Origin of the sequence: Paraburkholderia sp. J41 (assembly GCF_905220235.1) — a bacterium.
Lineage (GTDB): Bacteria > Pseudomonadota > Gammaproteobacteria > Burkholderiales > Burkholderiaceae > Paraburkholderia.
In genome coordinates, this window is sequence record NZ_CAJMZE010000013.1 from 154,191 (window position 1) to 172,607 (window position 18,417).

The 18,417-nt window shown below is 68.9% G+C and carries 16 protein-coding genes; 13 read left to right on the forward strand and 3 right to left on the reverse strand.

Annotation, left to right across the window (positions count from 1 at the left end; all coding sequences use genetic code 11):
* Nucleotides 1-210: 210 nt before the first annotated feature.
* The 11 genes from U5805_RS16090 to U5805_RS16140 all read left to right on the forward strand — a co-directional run bounded on the left by U5805_RS16090 (nt 211) and on the right by U5805_RS16140 (nt 13,628).
* On the forward strand, nt 211-1,344 hold the full coding sequence (locus tag U5805_RS16090) for a J domain-containing protein (protein ID WP_322104477.1): 1,134 nt from the start codon (nt 211-213) through the stop codon (nt 1,342-1,344).
* A gap of 312 nt (nt 1,345-1,656) precedes the next feature.
* Entirely contained in the window at nt 1,657-3,330 is a 1,674-nt protein-coding gene (locus tag U5805_RS16095; RefSeq protein ID WP_322104478.1) for a methyl-accepting chemotaxis protein, read from the forward strand.
* A 54-nt stretch (nt 3,331-3,384) separates the two neighbouring features.
* Nucleotides 3,385-4,065 (forward strand): chemotaxis protein CheW, encoded by a 681-nt coding sequence (locus U5805_RS31835; protein WP_415914610.1) that lies wholly within the window; start codon nt 3,385-3,387, stop codon nt 4,063-4,065.
* A complete protein-coding gene (locus U5805_RS16105; RefSeq protein WP_322104479.1) occupies nt 4,062-5,618 on the forward strand; it encodes a CheR family methyltransferase in 1,557 nt (518 codons plus the stop codon). Before U5805_RS31835 ends, U5805_RS16105 begins: the two co-directional genes overlap by 4 nt.
* Before the next feature lie 14 nt (nt 5,619-5,632).
* Nucleotides 5,633-6,373 (forward strand): chemotaxis protein CheW, encoded by a 741-nt coding sequence (locus U5805_RS16110; protein WP_415914614.1) that lies wholly within the window; start codon nt 5,633-5,635, stop codon nt 6,371-6,373.
* Nucleotides 6,370-8,811, forward strand: coding sequence for a hybrid sensor histidine kinase/response regulator (locus tag U5805_RS16115; protein WP_322104481.1), 2,442 nt, complete (start codon nt 6,370-6,372; stop codon nt 8,809-8,811). The genes U5805_RS16110 and U5805_RS16115 overlap by 4 nt, the downstream gene beginning before the upstream one ends.
* Nucleotides 8,808-9,824 carry a chemotaxis response regulator protein-glutamate methylesterase gene (locus U5805_RS16120; protein ID WP_322104482.1) on the forward strand — a complete coding sequence of 339 codons (1,017 nt, stop codon included), beginning with the start codon at nt 8,808-8,810 and terminating at the stop codon, nt 9,822-9,824. The genes U5805_RS16115 and U5805_RS16120 overlap by 4 nt, the downstream gene beginning before the upstream one ends.
* A gap of 76 nt (nt 9,825-9,900) precedes the next feature.
* The gene (locus tag U5805_RS16125; RefSeq protein ID WP_415914611.1) at nt 9,901-11,016 is read left to right on the forward strand and encodes a diguanylate cyclase; all 1,116 of its coding nucleotides are present in this window, start codon (nt 9,901-9,903) and stop codon (nt 11,014-11,016) included.
* Between the two features lie 435 nt (nt 11,017-11,451).
* Nucleotides 11,452-12,204 (forward strand): transcriptional regulator, encoded by a 753-nt coding sequence (locus U5805_RS16130; RefSeq protein ID WP_322104483.1) that lies wholly within the window; start codon nt 11,452-11,454, stop codon nt 12,202-12,204.
* A 63-nt stretch (nt 12,205-12,267) separates the two neighbouring features.
* The gene (locus U5805_RS16135) at nt 12,268-12,786 is read left to right on the forward strand and encodes a sigma-70 family RNA polymerase sigma factor (protein ID WP_322104484.1); all 519 of its coding nucleotides are present in this window, start codon (nt 12,268-12,270) and stop codon (nt 12,784-12,786) included.
* Nucleotides 12,783-13,628 (forward strand): anti-sigma factor, encoded by an 846-nt coding sequence (locus U5805_RS16140; protein ID WP_322104485.1) that lies wholly within the window; start codon nt 12,783-12,785, stop codon nt 13,626-13,628. Before U5805_RS16135 ends, U5805_RS16140 begins: the two co-directional genes overlap by 4 nt.
* Before the next feature lie 89 nt (nt 13,629-13,717).
* On the opposite strand, the gene U5805_RS16145 is transcribed toward U5805_RS16140, so the two are convergent.
* The 3 genes from U5805_RS16145 to U5805_RS16155 form a co-directional block, all read right to left on the reverse strand.
* Nucleotides 13,718-14,041 (reverse strand): DUF4148 domain-containing protein, encoded by a 324-nt coding sequence (locus tag U5805_RS16145; protein ID WP_322104486.1) that lies wholly within the window; start codon nt 14,039-14,041, stop codon nt 13,718-13,720.
* A gap of 192 nt (nt 14,042-14,233) precedes the next feature.
* Entirely contained in the window at nt 14,234-14,803 is a 570-nt protein-coding gene (locus U5805_RS16150; protein ID WP_322104487.1) for a chromate transporter, read from the reverse strand.
* Nucleotides 14,800-15,372 carry a chromate transporter gene (locus U5805_RS16155; protein ID WP_322104488.1) on the reverse strand — a complete coding sequence of 191 codons (573 nt, stop codon included), beginning with the start codon at nt 15,370-15,372 and terminating at the stop codon, nt 14,800-14,802. The genes U5805_RS16150 and U5805_RS16155 overlap by 4 nt, the downstream gene beginning before the upstream one ends.
* A gap of 458 nt (nt 15,373-15,830) precedes the next feature.
* Here U5805_RS16155 and U5805_RS16160 point away from each other — a divergent pair, with 458 nt between their 5' ends.
* Nucleotides 15,831-17,162, forward strand: coding sequence for an MFS transporter (locus U5805_RS16160; protein WP_322104489.1), 1,332 nt, complete (start codon nt 15,831-15,833; stop codon nt 17,160-17,162).
* Between the two features lie 198 nt (nt 17,163-17,360).
* The gene (locus tag U5805_RS16165; protein WP_322104490.1) at nt 17,361-18,416 is read left to right on the forward strand and encodes a PHB depolymerase family esterase; all 1,056 of its coding nucleotides are present in this window, start codon (nt 17,361-17,363) and stop codon (nt 18,414-18,416) included.
* Nucleotide 18,417 lies beyond the last annotated feature (1 nt).

The following is an 18,417-nucleotide window of genomic DNA, read 5'->3' on the forward strand; positions in this document are numbered from 1 at the left end:
TGAGCGAGGTCGGTGCGGTTTGCGCGAGGCTTCGTCAGGAAAGGGCGGGCAAAAAGGGCGGGCCGAAAGCGCGGGCCGAGAGGGCGGGCCGAAAGGGCAGGTGAAAAGCGCGGGCGCGCCGCTTGCGCGCGCAGCCAACCTGAACTAGTTTTCAGTGAAACGGGCGCTGCAACCTCGCGCGCCCTTCTCATGTGACGAAACAGCAAGGACATGCCAGGCCACGATTACCGCCCCGTGGATTACGACCGCCTTTATTACCGGCTCGATCTCGAACCGGGTGCGAACGAGGCGGACATCAAACATCGCTACCGCCATCTCGCGCAGATCCTGCATCCTGACAAATGGCGGCATCCCACCGCGGCTTCCGTGCGCTGGGCCGACGAGCAGTTCAAGCGCGTGAAGGAAGCGCGCGAATTGCTCGAAGCGTACTGGTCCGTCCACCACGGGCCGCCCGTGAGCCGCGCGGCGCTCAGCCTCGCGCAAGCCGAACAGTTGCGCGGGCAGATGCAGTCGCTGGAGACCCAGCGCGAACGCGTGCGCGGCGAACTCGACGCGTTGCGCGCGGAACGCATGCGCATGCTCGACGAGATCGCGCGCATGCGCATCGAGCGCGACGCGCTGCACGGCGAACTCGCCCAGCTGCGCGAAGAGGCGTTGCCGGAAAAGCCGCGGGAAACCGCGCCCAAACACACCCAGCGCGCCCAGCACACCCAGCGCGCGCCTTCGCACGGCCTGCGCGACTTCATGTTCTCCCGTTTCGACGATCCTTCGCGCGGCTGGCTGTTCACGCTTTCGGCGATCGTGGCGACGATGATCGTCGTGTTCGTGATCGCGCACGGCGTGGCGAGCGTGCTGTTCGCGCCCATCGCGCGCTTCGGGATCGGCCGCGCGCTTGCCAGCGGCTTTCAATGGCTGCTCGCCGTGTGCGGCGTCGTGCTCGCGTTGGGCTGGGGGTGGTCGCAGCGGACCTTTCATCGCGCGGCGCACGCGGGCGGCGAACACGGCGTGGCGTTGCCCGTCGACGAAACCATGCGCCGCATCGGGGCCGCGCTGCGCCACGAAAGCCACTACGGCGCGCAATGGCACGTGCAGTCGTACGAGGCCGCGCCCGGCGACGCGCAGTTCGCGATGCGAGCCGTGCTGCGCTTTTCCGCGCGCGCGGGGCGGGCCGCGCCGCGTCAGTCCGTGACGTTCGCGTGCCGCGCCTATGCGTCCGGGCCGGCCCAAACGGCGCTGGCTTACGAATTCGAGGTGTCGGCGCCTTCGTGGTGGCTCGTGAGCGCGGGGCGCGTGGTGAAGGATCTGCGGCGGCGAGTCGATGCGGATCTCGGCGCGCTGCGGTGAGCGCGCCGCCGTCCGCATGTCTGAATTTGGCCCCGCTTCCTTCCGATTTTCCTGGAAGTCGTCTGAAAATGCGCTGAAAGCCCCGCACCGTGGGGCTTTCGCGTATTTTCCCTGTCCCCAAAAGAAGCGCAAACGCATTACACTACGGCCCGGGAGGCCGTTTGCGCGCCGTGTCTGTGCGCCACGCCGCATTCGCGGCCGTGTTCCCCTGCTTTTCCGTTTGCATTTGCGTTTGCTTTCCCGTCCGTTTTTCCGTTCGTCCGTGCCGCCGCGCGCCGCGCCGGTCGCCGCCACCGGAGAGTCTCTAGCGTCATGAGCACCGCCATGCCCCGTTCCGGCCAAGCCGGCCTGCCGCGCCAGTTGCACGGCCGCCTTACTCTCGGCACGCGCATCGTGCTCAGCTTCGGTCTGCTGTTCGTGCTGATGCTGGCGATGGCCGCCGTCTCCCTGGACCGACTGCGCACCATCGACGCCCAGGCGCTGAGCCTCACGCACGACTCCGTGCCGGGCCTGTTCTACTCGACTTCCATGCGCGCCTCGGCCAATCAGACCTACAACCTGATGGAGCGCGCCGCCTTCGTCGAAACCGACCCGGGAAGCATTGCGCGCGATCTCGCCGGGCTGCCCGCGGCGGTCGCGGGTGTGGAGACGAACGCGAGCCACTACGAGCGCTCGCTGTTTCGCGCGCAGGACCGCGAGCAGTACCGGCGCTTTCGGGAAGCCTACGCGCGCTATCTGCCGATGGTGCAGGCGGTCGCGCAGCAGGTGCCCGCGTCGCGCGCGGCCGCGCAGGCGGCGTTTCTCAAGATCGGGCCGGTGTGGCAGGACGTGCTCGACAAGGCCAACGCGCTCGTCGACGAAAACCGCCAGCAGGCCATCGTTTCCGCGCAGGACATTCGCGACGCGGTGACGGGCACGGAGATCACGCTCGCCACGGCGCTTTCCGTCATGCTGCTGGCCGCGCTCGCGACCGGCTACCTGCTGTATCGCTCGGTCACGGTGCCGATGGCGCGACTCGTCGAGGTGCATGACGCCATGCGCACGGGCAAGCTCGGCTTGCGCCTGCAACTGAATCGCCGCGACGAATTCGGCGTGCTCGAGGACGGCTTCAACCGCATGAGCGACGAACTCGCGAGCCTTGTCGTGCAGGCGCAGAAGTCGTCGCTGCAAGTGACGACCTCCGTGGCCGAAGTGGCGGCCACGTCCAGGGAGCAGCAGGCCACGGCAAGCGAAACGGCGGCCACGACCACCGAGATCGGCGCGACCTCGCGCGAGATTTTCGCCACGGCGCGCGATCTCGTCGCGACCATGGGCGAAGTCGCGACCGTCGCGGAGCAGTCGGCGGCGCTCGCCACCACGAGCCAGAGCGGCCTCACGCACATGGAAAACACCATGCGCAGCGTGATGGAGGCGGCGGGCTCGGTGAACGCGAAGCTCGCGATCCTGAACGAGAAGGCCGTGAGCATCAACCAGATCGTGGCGACCATCACCAAGGTGGCCGACCAGACCAACCTGCTTTCCCTGAACGCGGCGATCGAAGCGGAAAAGGCCGGCGAATACGGGCGCGGCTTCTCGGTCGTGGCGACGGAAATCCGCCGTCTCGCGGACCAGACGGCGGTGGCGACCTACGACATCGAGCAGACCGTGAAGGAAATCCAGTCGGCCGTTTCGGCGGGCGTGATGGGCATGGACAAATTTGCCGAGGAAGTGCGGCGCGGCATGCACGACGTGCAGGCCGTGGGCACGCAGCTTTCGCAGATCATCGGCGCGGTGCAGACGCTCGCGCCGCGCTTCCAGATGGTCAACGACGGCATGCAGGCGCAGTCCAGCAGCGCGGAGCAGATCACGCAGGCTCTCACGCAGCTTTCCGAGGCCGCGCAGCAAACGGCCGAGTCGCTGCGGCAGTCGTCGCAGGCCATCGACAATCTCACGCTCGTCGCCAACGAACTGCGCACGGGCGTGTCGCGCTTCAAGGTCGAGGCGTGAGCGCGATGCACGGCCGCGCGCGCCGCGCAAGCCCTTAACGAAGACGGAGCGCCGATGCTGTTCCTCTTGTTCGAGCTGGACGGCGAGCGATACGCGCTCGATGCGCGCGACATCGCGCACGTGCTGCCGCTCGCGCCGGTGCGCCCGTTTCCCGGCACGCCCGCGTATATCGCGGGCGTGATCGACCACGAGGGCGCGCCGGTGCCCGTCGTCGATCTGCCGATGCTGGCGCTCGGGCGGCCCGCGCGCGCGTGGATGTCGACGCGGCTCGTGCTCGTCGATCTGCGCGATCGCGAAGAGGCGAGCGAGGCGAACGAGGCGAACGAAGCGGCGGATAAAGCGAACGAAGCGAACGAGGCGAACGAAGCGGCGGATAAAGCGAACGAAGCAGCGGATAAAGCGGACAAAGCGAACGAAGCGGATAAAGCGGATAAAGCGGACAAAGCGGACAAAGCAGCGGACAAAGCGGACCACGGCGGCGCTCGCCGTGAAGCGGCGCCGCCGCGTCGTCTCGCGCTGCTGCTCGAAGGCGCGACGCGCACGCAGTCCATCGCGGCCGCGCGTTTCGCCGAAGGCGGCATCGCCACGCCCGGCGCGCGCTGGCTCGGCCCCATCGCACGCGACGAATCCGGCTACGTGCAGTGGGTGAAGGTCGCGCATTTGCTCGACGCGCGCGTGCGCGCCTTGCTGTATCCCGATCCGCCCTCGTGGCGTGCCGCGGAGGCCACGCGATGATGCACGGCGCGCTGCCTGCCGTCCGGCGCTTTGCCGCCTGGCTGCTCGACGAAACCGGCATCGACGCCGAATCGCTCGGGCCGAATGCATTGTCGCGCGCGTTGGCGGCACGCGCGGCCGCGAGCGTCACCGACGCTGCTCAGTACACCGAAGCAAACCGCCACTGGACGGGTCTCGCGGCGCTGCCCGAGTGGGCGCGCGAGGCTTACTGGCGGCATCTCACGACCACGGCCGCCGAGCGCCAGGCGCTGATCGACGCGCTCGTCGTGCCGGAAACGTGGTTCTTTCGCGAGCGCGAGGCGTTTGCCGCGCTCGCGCGTCTGGGCGCGAAGCGGCGCGAGGCGCGGCCCGGCGAAGTGCTGCGCGTGCTGAGCGCGCCGTGCTCGACGGGCGAGGAGCCGTATTCGGCGGCGATGGCGCTGATCGACGCGGGCTTCGCGCAGCCGCAATTCGCCATCGACGCCATCGACATCAGCGCGCAGTCGATCGCGGCGGCCACGCGCGGCGTGTATGGCCGAAACGCGTTTCGCGGCGATGGCCTTGGTTTTCGCGAGCGCTACTTCGCGCCCACGCCCGCGGGTTGGCAGATCGCCGACGCCGTGCGGCGCACCGTGACGTTCGAGTGCGCGAACCTGTTCGACTGGCTCGCCGCGCATCCGGTGCGCTACGACTTCGTGTTTTGCCGCAACGTGCTGATCTATTTCGACCGCGCCGCGCAGGACCGCGCGATCGGCTTGCTGCGCGCGCGCATGGCCGAGGGCGGCATGATGTTCGTCGGCCCGGCGGAAACCGGCTTGATGATGCGGCACGAGATGACGTCTGCGTATATTCCGCTTGCGTTCGGTTTTGTCGAGCCAGGCGTCGCTTTCGGGGAGGGCGCCCGCGCGCGACGGGCGACGGGATCGGCGGGATCGGCGGGATCGGCGGGATCGGCGGGATCGGCGGGATCGGCGGGATCGGCGGGATCGGCGGGATCGGGATTTCGTTCGTCGTCCGAAGCAATGGCGGCTCATGCGTTGGGCGGCGCTTCGGCGGCGGAGGCGTCGGCCGTGCGCTTGGACTCGCCCTTTGCCGCCGCCGCGCGCCGAAGCGCGCCGCCGCCGCTTGCGCTGCGGCCGCTGCACGGCATGCCCGCGCCGCGCACCGCCACGGCCGTGCCGCTCGTGCCTGCGGAGTCTGGTGTGTCTGCGGTGTCGGTGATGCCCGCGCCGCCGTCCCAGCCGCCCGATGCCGTGCTCGCGAACGCGCGCCGTCTCGCCGACGCGGGCGCGCTCGACGAAGCGCAACGTCTTGCGCAGGAGGCCGCGACAACGCTCGCGCATAACGCGGACACCTGGTATCTGCTCGGTTTGATCGCCGACGCGCAAGGCCGCGCCGCGGAGGCGCACGCGCACTATCGCAAGGCCGTGTATCTCGAACCCGCGCATTACGAGGCGCTCACGCACCTGGCCGCGCTGCTCGAAATGCAGGGCGATGCCGATGGCGCGCGCCGCCTGATGCGCCGCGCCGAACGCGCCGCGCAAGGCGAAACCGGCAAGGCGGGCGGCGCATGACGGACCCCGACGCGATGACCGAAGCCCCCTCGCACCTGGCCTCGCACCTAACCCCGCACACCCCGGACGGCGCGGCGCCGCTCGACACCTGCTGGAACCGTATCGGCGTGCGCGGCGACCATTCGTGCCCGCGCCTCCAGCAGCATCTGCGCTGCCTGAACTGCCCGGTGTTCGAGCAGGCGGCGGCGCGCCTGCTCGATCGTCCCGCACCCGCGCCGGCCGTTTCCGCCGATACGCCGGCCGTTCCCGCCGCGCGTCCCGATTCGCCCGACAAGCCGCGCAGCAACCCGCACCGCGCGCGCGGCGAAGGCTCGCTCGTGTTTCGCGTCGGCGCGGAATGGCTCGCGCTGCCCGCCGCCGTGCTGCGTCAGGTGGGCGACGCGCGCAGCGTCCACACGCTGCCGCACCGGCGCAGCGCGGCCGTGCTCGGCATCGTCAACGTGCGCGGCGTGCTCACGCTCGCGGCTTCGCTGGCGGCGCTGCTGCACATCGAGCGGGGCGCGCACGAAGGCACGTCGCTCAAGGACCGGCCGCGTTTGCTCGTGACCGAATGGGCGGGCGCGACCACGGCGTTTCCCGTCGACGAAGTGGAAGGCGTGACCGCGTTCGCGGCCGAAGACCTGCTGCCCGCGCCCGCGACGCTCGCGCAGTCGGCGCACCGGCATGTGCGCGGCGTGGTGGCGTGGCGCGGCCGTTCGGTCGGCGTGCTCGACGCCGATGCGCTGTTCGATTCGCTCGCAAGGAGCCTGCGATGAGCGACGACGAACTGAGCCGCCGCTCGCTGCTCGATCTGTTCCGCGAGGAAGCGCAAACGCAGACGCGCACGCTTGCGGCGGGACTGCTCGCGCTCGAAGCCGCGCCCGAGGACGCCGCGACGCTAGAGGACTGCATGCGCGCGACGCATTCGCTCAAGGGCGCGGCGCGCATCGTCGGGTTGCCCGAGGCCGTGATCGTGGCGAGCGCGATGGAGGATTGCTTCGTGGCGGCGCAGCAGGGCGGGTTGCGCATCGACGCCGCGCGCATCGACGTCCTGCTCGCCGGCATCGACCTGCTCAACGCGGCCGGCGACGCCGACGCGCCGCCGCTCGCGCGCGAGGCGGCCGAGGCGTTCGGCGCGCGCCTGAGCGGCGCGGCGGGCGCTCACGCTTTTGCACCCGCGCCCGCGCCGCGGCCCGAAGCAATGGATGCGCTGGCGGCTTCGTTGCGTTTGCCGGCGTTGGAAGCGCAGCACGGGGCGAACCCCGAAGCGCCGCCGCCATCCGCCGAAGCCGCCGCGCAAACCGCCGCGCAAGCGAATGCGGACGTCAGCGCACCAGCGAACACAGCAGCGAGCGCACCCGCTAGCGCCCCAGCGGACGCAACCGCGAACGCAACCGCCGCCGCGGAACCCGCGCCGAAAATCCCCGCGCGCCGCGCGACCGATCCGGGCGCGGGCGGCGGCGCGCACGAACCCGAGCGCATGCTGCGCGTGCGCGCGCTCACGCTCGACCGCGTGCTCGGTCTCGCGGGCGAGTCGCTGGTGGAGTCGCGCCGCCTGCGGCCGTTCGCGGACAGCCTGCTGCGCGTGCGCCGCGCGCAAGGCGACGTGCTTGCCGCGCTCGGCCAGTTTCACGAACGTCACGCCGAAACGCTCGACACGGACGCGCGCGCCGCGCTCGACCATATCCGCGCCTCGCTCGCCTCGCTCGGCCGTCAGTTGTCCGAACGATTCGACGATCTGGACCGCATCGACCGGCGCGGCACGCAGCTCGCGCAGCGGCTCTACGACGAGGCGCTGCAATGCCGCATGCGTCCGTTCGGCGACACGGCGCATGCGTATCCGCGCATCGTGCGCGATCTCGCGCGCTCGCTCGGCAAGCGCGTGCGTTTCGAAGTCGTCGGCGAGAACACGCAGGTCGATCGCGACATCCTCGAAATGCTCGACGCGCCGCTCGGCCATTTGCTGCGCAACGCGCTCGATCACGGTATCGAGAACCTGCAAGCGCGGCGGCGCGCGGGCAAGCCGGAGGAAGCGCGCCTCACGCTCGAGGCGCGCCACAGCGCCGGCAAGTTGCTGATCGCCGTGGCCGACGACGGCGCGGGCGTCGACCTGAACCGGGTGCGCGAGCGCGTGATCGAGCGCGGTCTCGCGCAGCCCGAAGCCGTGGCCGCGATGTCCGACGCCGAGCTGTTCGACTTCCTGATGCTGCCGGGCTTCTCGCTGCGCGAGAAAGTCACCGACGTCTCCGGGCGCGGCGTGGGCCTCGACGCCGTGCTCAACTTCGCCAAGACCGTGCGCGGCACCGTGCGCATCGAAAGCGCGCCGGGCCAGGGCACGCGTTTCGTGCTGCAACTGCCGCTTACGCTTTCGGTGGTGCGCAGCCTGATCGTCGAAGTCGCGGGCGAGGCGTATGCGTTCCCGCTCGCGCACGTGCGCCGCGCGCTGAGCGTGCCGCGCAGCGCGATCGAAACGCTCGAAGGCCAGCAGCACATCGCCTACGACGGGCGGCCCGTGGGGCTCGTCGCCGCGCGTCAGCTGCTGGGCGCGCAGGCCGAGGCGCATGCGGGCGACAACGTGAACGTCGTGCTCGTGGGCGGCGAAAGCGGGCTTTACGGCGTGGCCATCGATCGCTTCGCGGGCGAGCGCATGCTGGCGGTGCAGCCGCTCGACGCGCGTCTCGGCAAGCTGCGCAACGTTTCGGCGGCGGCACTGCTCGACGACGGCGAGGTGGTGCTGATCGTCGACGTGGAGGACATCGTGGCTTCGGTCGGACGGCTCGTGCGCGACGGCCAGCTCGCGGGCGTGGCGCGCGGCGCGAACGGCGCGGCGCGCGAGCGCAAGCGCATTCTCGTCGTCGAGGATTCCTTGACCGTGCGCGAGCTGGAGCGCAAGCTGCTCGAAAAGCGCGGCTATGCGGTGACGGTGGCCGTGGACGGCATGGACGGCTGGAACACGCTGCGCCAGGCGCGCTTCGACCTCGTGATTACCGACGTCGACATGCCGCGCATGGACGGCATCGAACTCGTCACGATGATCAAGCACGACGCGCAGCACCGCAACGTGCCCGTGATGATCGTGTCGTACAAGGACCGCGAGGACGACCGGCGCCGCGGGCTGGATGCGGGCGCCGACTACTATCTGACCAAGGGCAGCTTTCACGACGAAGCGCTGCTCGACGCCGTGAACGACCTGATCGGAGAGGCGACGGGATGAAGATCGGTATCGCCAACGACATGCCGCTCGCCGTCGAAGCGCTGCGGCAGGCCATCGCTACCCGGCCCGGCCATCGCGTGCTGTGGGTCGCGGCCAACGGCGAGGAAGCCGTGCAGCAGTGCGCCGCGCAGGTGCCCGACGTGATCCTCATGGACCTCGTGATGCCGAAGATCGACGGCGTGGAGGCCACGCGCCGCATCATGGCCCGTTCGCCGTGCCCGATCCTGATCGTCACGAGCAGCGTGGGCGCGAACGCCTGGCGCGTGTACGAGGCGATGGGCGCGGGCGCGCTCGACGCGGTGGACACGCCGGTGCTCGCCGGTCCCGGCGCGCGCCGCACGATGGACCTGCTGCTCGCGAAGATCGAGCAGATCGGCAAGGTGAGCGGCGTGCCGGAGCGGCTCGCGCGCGCGAGCGCGGCCGGCACGGCGGGCCTGCACGAAGCGCCGCTCGTGGCGATCGGCGCTTCGGCGGGCGGCCCGAGCGCGCTGGCGGCGGTGCTGGGCGCGCTGCCCGAAAATTTCGGCGCGAGTATCGTGATCGTGCAGCACGTGGATCAGTCGTTCGCCGCGGGCATGGCCGCGTGGCTCGACTCGCAAACGCCGCTCGCGGTGCGCGTGGCGCTCGAAGGCGAGCCGCCCGCGCCCGGCACGGCGCTGCTCGCCGCGACCAACGATCACCTGTGCATGACGGCGTGCGGCAAGCTGGCTTACACTCGCGAGCCGGTGGAAACGCCGTATCGTCCGTCCGTCGACGCGTTTTTTCATAGCCTCGTCGAGCATTGGGCCGGCACGGCGGTGGGGGCGCTCCTCACGGGCATGGGCCGCGACGGCGCGATCGGCTTGAAGGCAATGCGCGCGAAAGGCTGGTTCACGATCGCCCAGGACGAAGCCACCAGCGCCGTCTACGGCATGCCGAAAGCGGCCGCGGCGGCCCAGGCCGCGCGTGCGATCTTGCCGCTCGACGCCATCGCGCCGGAATTATGTGCGCGCGCGAAACGTTCGCCGTTCTAGCTGTCCGCCCCTGTTCAACCTTGGCCCGCGAGAAGCCGCTTTCACCGAATCCGCGATTGAAGACGCGACCGATATCATGACCGAGAAGCCCCTTGTTGCTCCCGGCGCGGGCCTCGCGCCCGGCGCCGGCAATTCCGACGACGCTGCGCTCGACGCCGCGCTCGACGCCGTGCGCGCCGCGCTCGCGCAGCCGCTGCCCGCCGCCGACGTGCCGATGATGGTGCTGCTCGTCGACGACCAGGCGATCGTTGCCGAGGCGGTGCGCCGCGCGCTGGCGAACGAGCGCGAGATCGACTTTCACTACTGCGCGCACCCGGAGCAGGCCATCGATACGGCAGAGCAGGTGCGCCCGACCGTGATCCTGCAAGACCTCGTGATGCCGGGCACCGACGGCCTCACGCTCGTGCGCGCCTACCGAGCGAACGAAGCCACGCGCGACGTGCCCATCATCGTGCTCTCGACCAAGGAAGAACCCGCGATCAAAAGCGCGGCGTTCGCCGCCGGCGCGAACGATTACCTCGTGAAGCTGCCCGACAGCATCGAGCTGATCGCGCGCATCAAATACCATTCGCGCTCGTATGTCAGCATGCTTCAGCGCGACGAGGCGTATCGCGCGCTGCGCCGCTCGCAGCAGGAGCTGCTCAAGGCGAACCTCGAACTGCGCCGCCTCACGCATTCCGACGGCTTGACGGGACTGTCGAACCGCCGCTATCTCGACGAATTCCTCGGCGCCGAATGGAAGCGCGCGCTGCGCGAGCGTACCGAGATTTCGCTGCTGATGATCGACGTCGATTACTTCAAGCCCTATAACGACACCTACGGCCACGTGGCCGGCGACAACGTGCTGCGCTCCGTGGCCACGACGATTCGCCGCGAGATTCGCCAGCCGCGCGATCTGGTCGCGCGTTTCGGCGGCGAGGAATTCGCCGTGGTGCTGCCGGGTTCGGGCAGCGCGGGCGCGCGCCTGCTCGCCGAGAAAATGCGCCAGGACGTGGCGGCGCTGGCGCTGCCGCATATCGGCTCGGCGGTGAGCGAGCACCTCACGATCAGCATCGGCGTGGCGACGCTCACGCCCGCGCCCGGTCTTGCGGAAACGGCGCTGATCGAGGAGGCCGACGCGGCGCTCTATCGCGCGAAACGCGACGGGCGCAATCGCGTGGCTTTCACGACGCAGGTTTCGGGGCGCGATTGATATTCGGCGGTCCTGGCGGCGGCTGACGTGGCGAATCCGGCAGTGGGCGCGTCTTGCCGCCTCGGTTCGCGCCGGCTCCTTTCGTTTCGTTGATCTTGCCGATTCCGCCGCTTTCGCCGCTTCCGCCGCTTCCGCCGATCCGGCTGATCCGGCTGATCCGGCCGATTCCGCCGATCCCGCCGATCCCGCCGATTCCGCCGATTCCGCCGATTCCGCCGATTCCGCCGATTCCGCCGATCCCGCCGATCCCGCCGATCCCGCCGATCCCGCGCCGCGCAACGGCGCCCGAGCGCGTTTTTCACGTAAATTTCCATGTTGACGCGCGGCTTTCGCGAGCCGCGCGGCCTGCTTTTTCGTGGCACGCGGCGCGCGCGGGAATAAGCGGCGCGCCGGCGTGTTAGCCCGGTATCCCCCTCACAGCGTTGGCGAAAAATCATGAAGTTCCGCGGGCCGCTCGACGAGCCGCCAGTCTCCGAAACCGATATCCAGGCCTATAGCGACGGCACGCTCGCGGGCTCGCGCGCGGCGCAGGTGCGGCATTACCTGGCCAAACGCCCCGGCGAATGGCATCGCATCCTGTTTTATCGCCGTCTGAACGCGCAGATTCGCGACGCGTATCCCGAGCCGCGCGCCGCGCATGCGGACGAAGGTTCGCAAACGCCGTATCGCGCCGCCGCGCCGCGCCGCCGCGTCAGGCGCTACGCGGCCGCGCTGGTTGCGGCGGCGGTGCTGGCGGGCGCGGCGCTCGCGTGGATTTCGGTTTCCGAGCCCACGCAGCAGGTGCTCAACGACGCGGCCGTGATGGCGCTGATGGACGCCGAAAACCCCGGCAACGCCGACGCCGCCGAAAGTCAGACGAAAGCGCCGGCCTTGCCCGCGCCGTTCGATCTGGGCGCGGCGGGCCTGCGCTATCTCGGCAGCGGCGAGATGAAGCTCGGGCCGTTCGCGCGCGCGCAACGCTATCTCTACGAGAACGCCGAAGGCGAGCGCGTGGTGCTGCTTGGCGCGCGCGCGTGGCTCGACGGCGCGGCGCCGCAGTGGAGCGCGCATCGCGCCGGTCAGTTGCGCTTGCTGATGTGGCGCGACGACGGCATGCGCTGGGTGCTCGCGGGCCACGCCGCCACGCGCGGGCTCATGCGCGCCGCCGATCTCGCGACCATGCCGCCGCGCGAAGGCGCTGCGCCATGAGCGGGGTTTCGCATGCCGTTCGGGCAACACGCAACGAGAAGCAGGAAGCAACCAGGATGAATCATGGACATCCGTGACGAGCTGATAGATCATGTGCCGCGCCTGCGGCGCTACGCGCGCGCGCTCATCAACAACCGCGAGCTGGCCGACGACCTCGTGCAGGACACGCTGGAGCGCGCCATCGCCCGCACGGAGCTGTTTCGCTCGGGCACCGACCTGCGCGCGTGGCTGTTCACGATCATGCACAACATTTTCGTGAATCAGGTGCGCAAGTCGTCGTCGCGCGGCTCGCATGTTTCCGTCGACGACGAAAGCGTGCCCGAATCCGACTACGCCGTGCCCGCGACGCAAAGCAACGCGCTCGAAGTGCGCGATCTCGACTACGCGTTGCAGCGCTTGCCCATGGAGCAGCGCGAAGTGGTGCTGCTGGTCGGGCTCGAAGAGATGAGTTACGCCGACGTGGCGCTCGCGCTCGACATTCCCATCGGCACGGTGATGTCGCGTCTGTCGCGCGGCCGCGAACGGTTGCGCGCACTCATGGCGGGCGCGGTCCCGCGTGCGAATCTGAAGGTGGTGCGATGAGCGATCAACACAATCCCGTTACGCAAGACGAAATTCACGCCTACGTGGACGGCACGCTTTCGGAAGCGCGCCGCGCCGACGTCGAGCGCGAACTCGAACGCAATCCCGATCTCGCCACGCGCGCGAGCGACTTTTTCGCGCTCAACAATCTGCTGCACGAACGTTACGACCGCGTGCTCAACGAGCCGCTGCCGGCGCGCCTGCGCATGACGGCGGCGCCTGTCGAAACGAAGGTGCGCGGCGGCAAGGCGGCCGCGAACTGGCCGCGTTTCGCGGGCATGGCGGCGGCGCTCGTGCTGGGCGTGGGCATCGGCTGGGGCACGCATTACGGCATGAGCCTGCCGGGCGGCGAGAGCGCGGGCGGCGCGAGCGCGCTGCACACGGTGAGCGCGGACGGCAACATGCGTTTCGCCGAGCAGGCCGCCATCGCGCATGTCAACTACATGCCCACGGTGGCGCGTCCCGACACGATGGACGACACCCAGGAGCAGGACTTCGTCAAATGGCTCGCGAACCGGCTCGGCACCAACGTGCATGCGCCGATGCTCGCGAAAAGCGGCTTCGAGCTTTCGGGCGGACGCCTGCTGCAAAGCGACGACGGCGACGTGGCGCAATTCATGTATCACAACGCGAAGGGCGAACGCGTGACGCTGTGCATCTCGCATCGCAAGACGAGCGCGAATACCACGGCGTTCAGGCTCTATCAGGACGGCCCGGTGAACGTGTTCTACTGGGTCGACGGCGACTTCGGCTATGCGCTTTCGGGCGGTATCGACCGCAAGGCGCTGTTGCAGCTTTCGCACGACGTCTACGCGCAACTCACTTCGGGGCGAGCCGGGTAAGTTTTTTCACGCGCGGTTTGCGTCGCGCCGTAAAACAGAACGCCCCGCTCATTGCGAGCGGGGCGTTCTGTTTTTGCGGCCGTCCGCGATCAACTGCCCGAGTACAGGTTGCAGAAGCTTTCCGGCCCCACGCATTGCGCCACGCGCGGCGCGCCGGAATCGCTCGTGCCGTGCATGGCGGCGCCCATGGCGTCGGGTTGCGCGGCGGCTTTGGCGCGTGCGGCCTGCTGCGCGAAAACCGGGCTCACGTCGGGGTACGACGTGTCGGTCACGAATTGCGAGCCGTCGGCTTCGGCTTCGATCAATTGCTGGCGGACTTCGGCGCGCGTGAGTCCCTGGGCGGACGCGCCGGCGGCGGCGCCCAGACACGTGACGGCGGCCAACGATGCGATGACCATGCGGCGAAAATTCATTTCGAACTCCTGATTAAGTGCGCGGGAGGGGCGACCGTGGCATTGTGTTTGCCTGAGCGGTCGATTCGATCAAGACTGCAATGGGTATACCCGCGCGCCGCGCCGGCTATTCCCGCGTATTTGTAACGGCTTTCGAACGAGGGCTTTTTCGAACGAGCAGCGCGCGATGCCCGATATTGACCGCGCGCGCGTTCAGTCGAGCTGCACTTGCAGCCAGTGCGGCAGCGTCGCGCCGGCGAGGCTTGCGCCGAGCAGCAGGAGCGCGCCCGCGAGCAACAGCAGCAAGGGATTGATGCGCGTTTTCAGCAACACGCACAGCGAAGCGAGCGCGATGAATTTCGCGGGCATGCCGCCGTTGAGCGTCTTGAGCAGCACCCATCCCGCGGCCAGCATCATGCCCGCCGCGATGGGCCGCAAGCCGCGTTCGAGCGCGAGTTGCCAGGGCGCGCCCTGGTAGCGGCCCCAGACGTGCGTGACGCCGTAGATGAGCAACCCCGTGGGCAACAGCAGCGCGGCCGTGGCGACGAGGGCGCCCCAGAAACCCGCGACTTGCCAGCCGATCAGCGTCACGAGCAGCGAGCCGGGGCCGGGCGCCATGCGCGAGATCGCGAAGTCGGCGGCGAATTGTGCGTGCGTGAGCCACGCATGCACCTCGACGACCTGCCGCTGGATTTCGGCGACGATGGCCTGGCCGCCGCCGATGGTGACGAGCGAGAGCGGCGCGAAAATGGCCGCGATCTGCACGAGCGCGCGCACGTTCATCGCCGACCTCGCCGGATCGCCGCGTATTCGTAGCACACGCTGAAACCGCCGCCGATCAGCACGACCCACACGAGCGGCCAGCGCAGCAGGCCGATGGCGACGAACGTGGCCGCCATTAGCGCGAGCGGCACGAGTTGACGGCGCACGCGCCGCGCGGTGACCACGCCCATGGAAAGCGACAAGCCCGTGGCGGCGGCAGCGGCGCCCGCGAGCAGCACTTGCGTGAGCGGGTGCAGGATCAGCGCGCCCACCACCGCGCCGAGCACGATGATAAAGACCGCGGGCGGCACGACGATGCCCGCGACGGCCACGGCGGCGCCGCGCCAGCCGAGCAGCCGGTGGCCGATCCAGATCGCCATGTTCTTGACGTTGATGCCGGGCAGCGCCTGCGAGATCGCGAGACCGTTGAGAAAATCCTCTTCGCCGATCCAGTCGCGGTCCTGCACGAATTCGCGCAGCAGCCAGCCGCTCAGGCCGCCGCCGAAGCTCGTGAGGCCGATGCGGGCGAAGATCAGAAAAAGGCCCAGAAGAGTGGGATGCGGCGAGGCAGTGCGTGCGGGTGCGGTCACGGAAAAACGCGGCTCTTGAAGCAATGAAGCGATCGTCGGGCGCCGCCGCGCCAAACCTTTCTACGGGGTTTCGGTTTCGTTCGATTTGTCTTTCGCGAAAGACGCGGCGGCGTCACGGTATGAGTTGTGCGTCGCGCAGTATAGCGCCGGCGACGACCGCTTCGCACACGCCGGGCCGTGCGTCGATGCACATTCATATGCATGTTCGCATGCACGTCATTAATCGGGCCGCTACGCCATTCGATGGCCGATAAACAAATCAGATGGCAGGCCGCGACGATCGGCATAGCGCGCCACGGCTATGCGTAATAGCATGGTTTTCTTCCGTCGAACGCTTGTTTTCGCCTTCCGGGAAGAACGATGCACGCCGTGGGTCACCGCGCGCAGCCGCGAACCGACGCGGTATCGACAGCAAGGAGCGGCCCTCTCGCATGGAGAAGGGCTGGAGGAGAAGAAGCATGTTCAAGTGGTACACCGAGTTGAACCAGGCCGAGAAGCGCACGTATTGGGCGTGCTTCAGCGGCTGGGGCCTCGATGCGATGGACACCCAGATGTACGCGCTCGCGATCCCCACGCTGATCGCGCTCTGGAGCATGACGCGCGGCCAGGCCGGCGTGCTGGGCACGACTGTTCTGATCATGGCGTCGCTCGGCGGCTGGATCGCGGGCATTCTTGCGGATCGTTACGGGCGCGTGCGCGTGCTGCAAATCACCATTGTGTGGTTTTCGGCGTTTACGTTGCTTTCCGCCTTCACGAATTCGTTCGGTCAACTGATGATCACGCGCGGGCTGCAAGGCCTCGGCTTCGGCGGCGAATGGGCCGTGGGCGCGGTGCTCATCAGCGAGACCATTCGCCCGCAGGTGCGCGGCCGCGCAGTGGGCTCGTTGCAGGCGGGCTGGGCGATCGGTTATGGCGTGGCCGTGCTGCTTTCCACGCTGCTGTTCAGCACGCTCGAGCCTGCGCTTGCGTGGCGCGTGCTGTTCGCCGTCGGTTTGCTGCCGACGCTGCTCGTGCTGTGGATTCGCCGCAGCATCAAGGAAGCGCCGGTGTTCGCGCAGATCCGCAAGGACAATGCGGCGGACCGCCCGAGCATCTGGGCCGTGTTCGACAAGCCCACGCGCATGACGACGTTCAAGGCGATCCTGCTGACCTTCGGCATCTACGGCGGCAACTACACGATGATTACGTGGCTGCCCGCCTATCTGAAACTCGCGCTGCATCTGTCTATCGCCAACGTGGGCGGTTATCTCGCGATCAACATTCTCGGCTCGTTCGCGGGCGCGTTCCTCAACGGCTGGATGGCCGACCGCTTCGGGCGTCGCAAGACCTTCATCGTGATCGCCTGCCTGCAAGCGATTGCCGTGGCCACCTATACGCTCGCGCCCATCACGCTGCCCGTCACGCTCGTGCTCGGCTTCGTGCTCGGCACGCTGCAATCGGGCACGGCGGCGGGCACCGGCGCCTATATCGCCGAGCTGTTCCCCACGCGCATTCGCGCTTCGGCGCAAGGCTTGTGCGGCAACGCGGGCCGGGCGATCGGCGCGATCATGCCGACGATGGTGGGCGTGCTCAGCGCCAAACTTCAACTGGGTGCGGCGATGGGCATTTGCGCGTGCATCTCGTACTTGCTGGTCGTGACGGCGGCGGTGCTGTTGCCCGAAACGCGCGGCCGCGATCTTTCGCACGTCGCCCAGAATGGCGAGGAAATGCCTGCAAGCGCGCCCGCGCATAACGTGCATGACGGCGGCGCGCCGTTGCAGGAAGCGCGCGCGCCCAGCGACGTGCGCTGATACCGTCCGGGGTTTGAATCGAGCGCGGCGCTTCGGCGCCGCTTTTTTTTGCCCGCGCGCCCATGCAGCGAGGACAGCGACGACAGCGACGACAGCGACGACAGCGGCGACGATAACGCGCGCGACGCAGCGCGAGGCGAGGGCGGCTATGATGACCGGGCCTGCATTGTCCGATGAAAGCCCTCTTCGCCACTGCTCATGCCCCGCAAAAAAACCAGTCTCTGGCTCAAAGGCCTCCAACTGCTCGCGAGCGCGGCGCAGCCGAAGAAAAAAACCGCCACGCGCAAGCGCACGCCACGCAAATCCACGGCGAAAACGGTGCGCGCGGCGCGTGCGCCTTCGGCGAGCGCGGCGGGCAAGTGGATTCGTTCCTATCATTCCGCGCCGCCGCTGGCGGGACATCTCGTCAATCATCTGGCGTATGCGCTTTACGTGCCCGCGTCGCTCGCGTCCACGGCGGCCGGCGAAGGTGCGCCGCTCGTGGTCATGCTGCACGGCTGCAAGCAGACGGCCGAGTCGTTCGCAGCGGGCACGCGCATCGGCCGGCTCGCGGAGCGCGCGGGCTTTGCCGTGCTGCTGCCCGAGCAGGCGAAAACGGCGCACGCGCAGCGCTGCTGGCACTGGCATGGCGATCCCGCGCAATCGGAGGCGCCGGCGGTGGCGTCGCTGGTCGAGGCGATCGTGGCGCAATACGGTTTCGACGCCACGCGTGTGTATCTCGCGGGCATTTCGGCGGGCGCGGGCCTCGCTTCGGCCTTGGCGCTGCATCACGCGCGTTTGTTTGCCGCCGCCGGCCTGCATTCGGGGCCGGTGTTCGGCGCAGCCACGTCCACCATGAGCGCGATGCACGTAATGCGCCGCGGCGCGCGCGAAGATCCGCTGCAACTCGTCGAGCGATCCGTCGACGTGGCCGCGTATGCCGGCATGCCCACGATGATCGTGCACGGCGAGTTCGATGCCGTGGTCGAGAAGCGCAACGCGGCACAACTCGCCGCGCAGTTCGCGCGCGTGAATCGTCTGACCGATGCGCACGGCGCGCTGCGCGTGGGCGAAATGCGCACCTATAGCCGCGACGGCGCGGACTACACCGATTGGCTCCGGGCCGGGCGGCTCGTCGTGCGGCTGTGCATCGTGCGCGGGCTCGGCCATGCGTGGAGCGGCGGCGACGCGCGCGAGGCGTTTCATTCGGGCAAAGGCCCCGAGGCGACGTCGATGCTGTGGCAGTTCTTTCGCCGCCAGAAGCGCGCGCACTGAA

Coding starts and splice junctions, on each gene's coding strand:
- U5805_RS16150 (WP_322104487.1), bottom strand. CDS start 14,803: ATGAACGTGCGCGCGCTCGTGCAGATCGCGGCCATTTTCGCGCCGCTC.
- U5805_RS16110 (WP_415914614.1), top strand. CDS start 5,633: ATGACCGAAGCCCCCTCGCACCTGGCCTCGCACCTAACCCCGCACACC.
- U5805_RS16145 (WP_322104486.1), bottom strand. CDS start 14,041: ATGAATTTTCGCCGCATGGTCATCGCATCGTTGGCCGCCGTCACGTGT.
- U5805_RS16130 (WP_322104483.1), top strand. CDS start 11,452: ATGAAGTTCCGCGGGCCGCTCGACGAGCCGCCAGTCTCCGAAACCGAT.
- U5805_RS16135 (WP_322104484.1), top strand. CDS start 12,268: ATGGACATCCGTGACGAGCTGATAGATCATGTGCCGCGCCTGCGGCGC.
- U5805_RS16095 (WP_322104478.1), top strand. CDS start 1,657: ATGAGCACCGCCATGCCCCGTTCCGGCCAAGCCGGCCTGCCGCGCCAG.
- U5805_RS16120 (WP_322104482.1), top strand. CDS start 8,808: ATGAAGATCGGTATCGCCAACGACATGCCGCTCGCCGTCGAAGCGCTG.
- U5805_RS16140 (WP_322104485.1), top strand. CDS start 12,783: ATGAGCGATCAACACAATCCCGTTACGCAAGACGAAATTCACGCCTAC.
- U5805_RS16105 (WP_322104479.1), top strand. CDS start 4,062: ATGATGCACGGCGCGCTGCCTGCCGTCCGGCGCTTTGCCGCCTGGCTG.
- U5805_RS31835 (WP_415914610.1), top strand. CDS start 3,385: ATGCTGTTCCTCTTGTTCGAGCTGGACGGCGAGCGATACGCGCTCGAT.
- U5805_RS16160 (WP_322104489.1), top strand. CDS start 15,831: ATGTTCAAGTGGTACACCGAGTTGAACCAGGCCGAGAAGCGCACGTAT.
- U5805_RS16115 (WP_322104481.1), top strand. CDS start 6,370: ATGAGCGACGACGAACTGAGCCGCCGCTCGCTGCTCGATCTGTTCCGC.
- U5805_RS16125 (WP_415914611.1), top strand. CDS start 9,901: ATGACCGAGAAGCCCCTTGTTGCTCCCGGCGCGGGCCTCGCGCCCGGC.
- U5805_RS16090 (WP_322104477.1), top strand. CDS start 211: ATGCCAGGCCACGATTACCGCCCCGTGGATTACGACCGCCTTTATTAC.
- U5805_RS16165 (WP_322104490.1), top strand. CDS start 17,361: ATGCCCCGCAAAAAAACCAGTCTCTGGCTCAAAGGCCTCCAACTGCTC.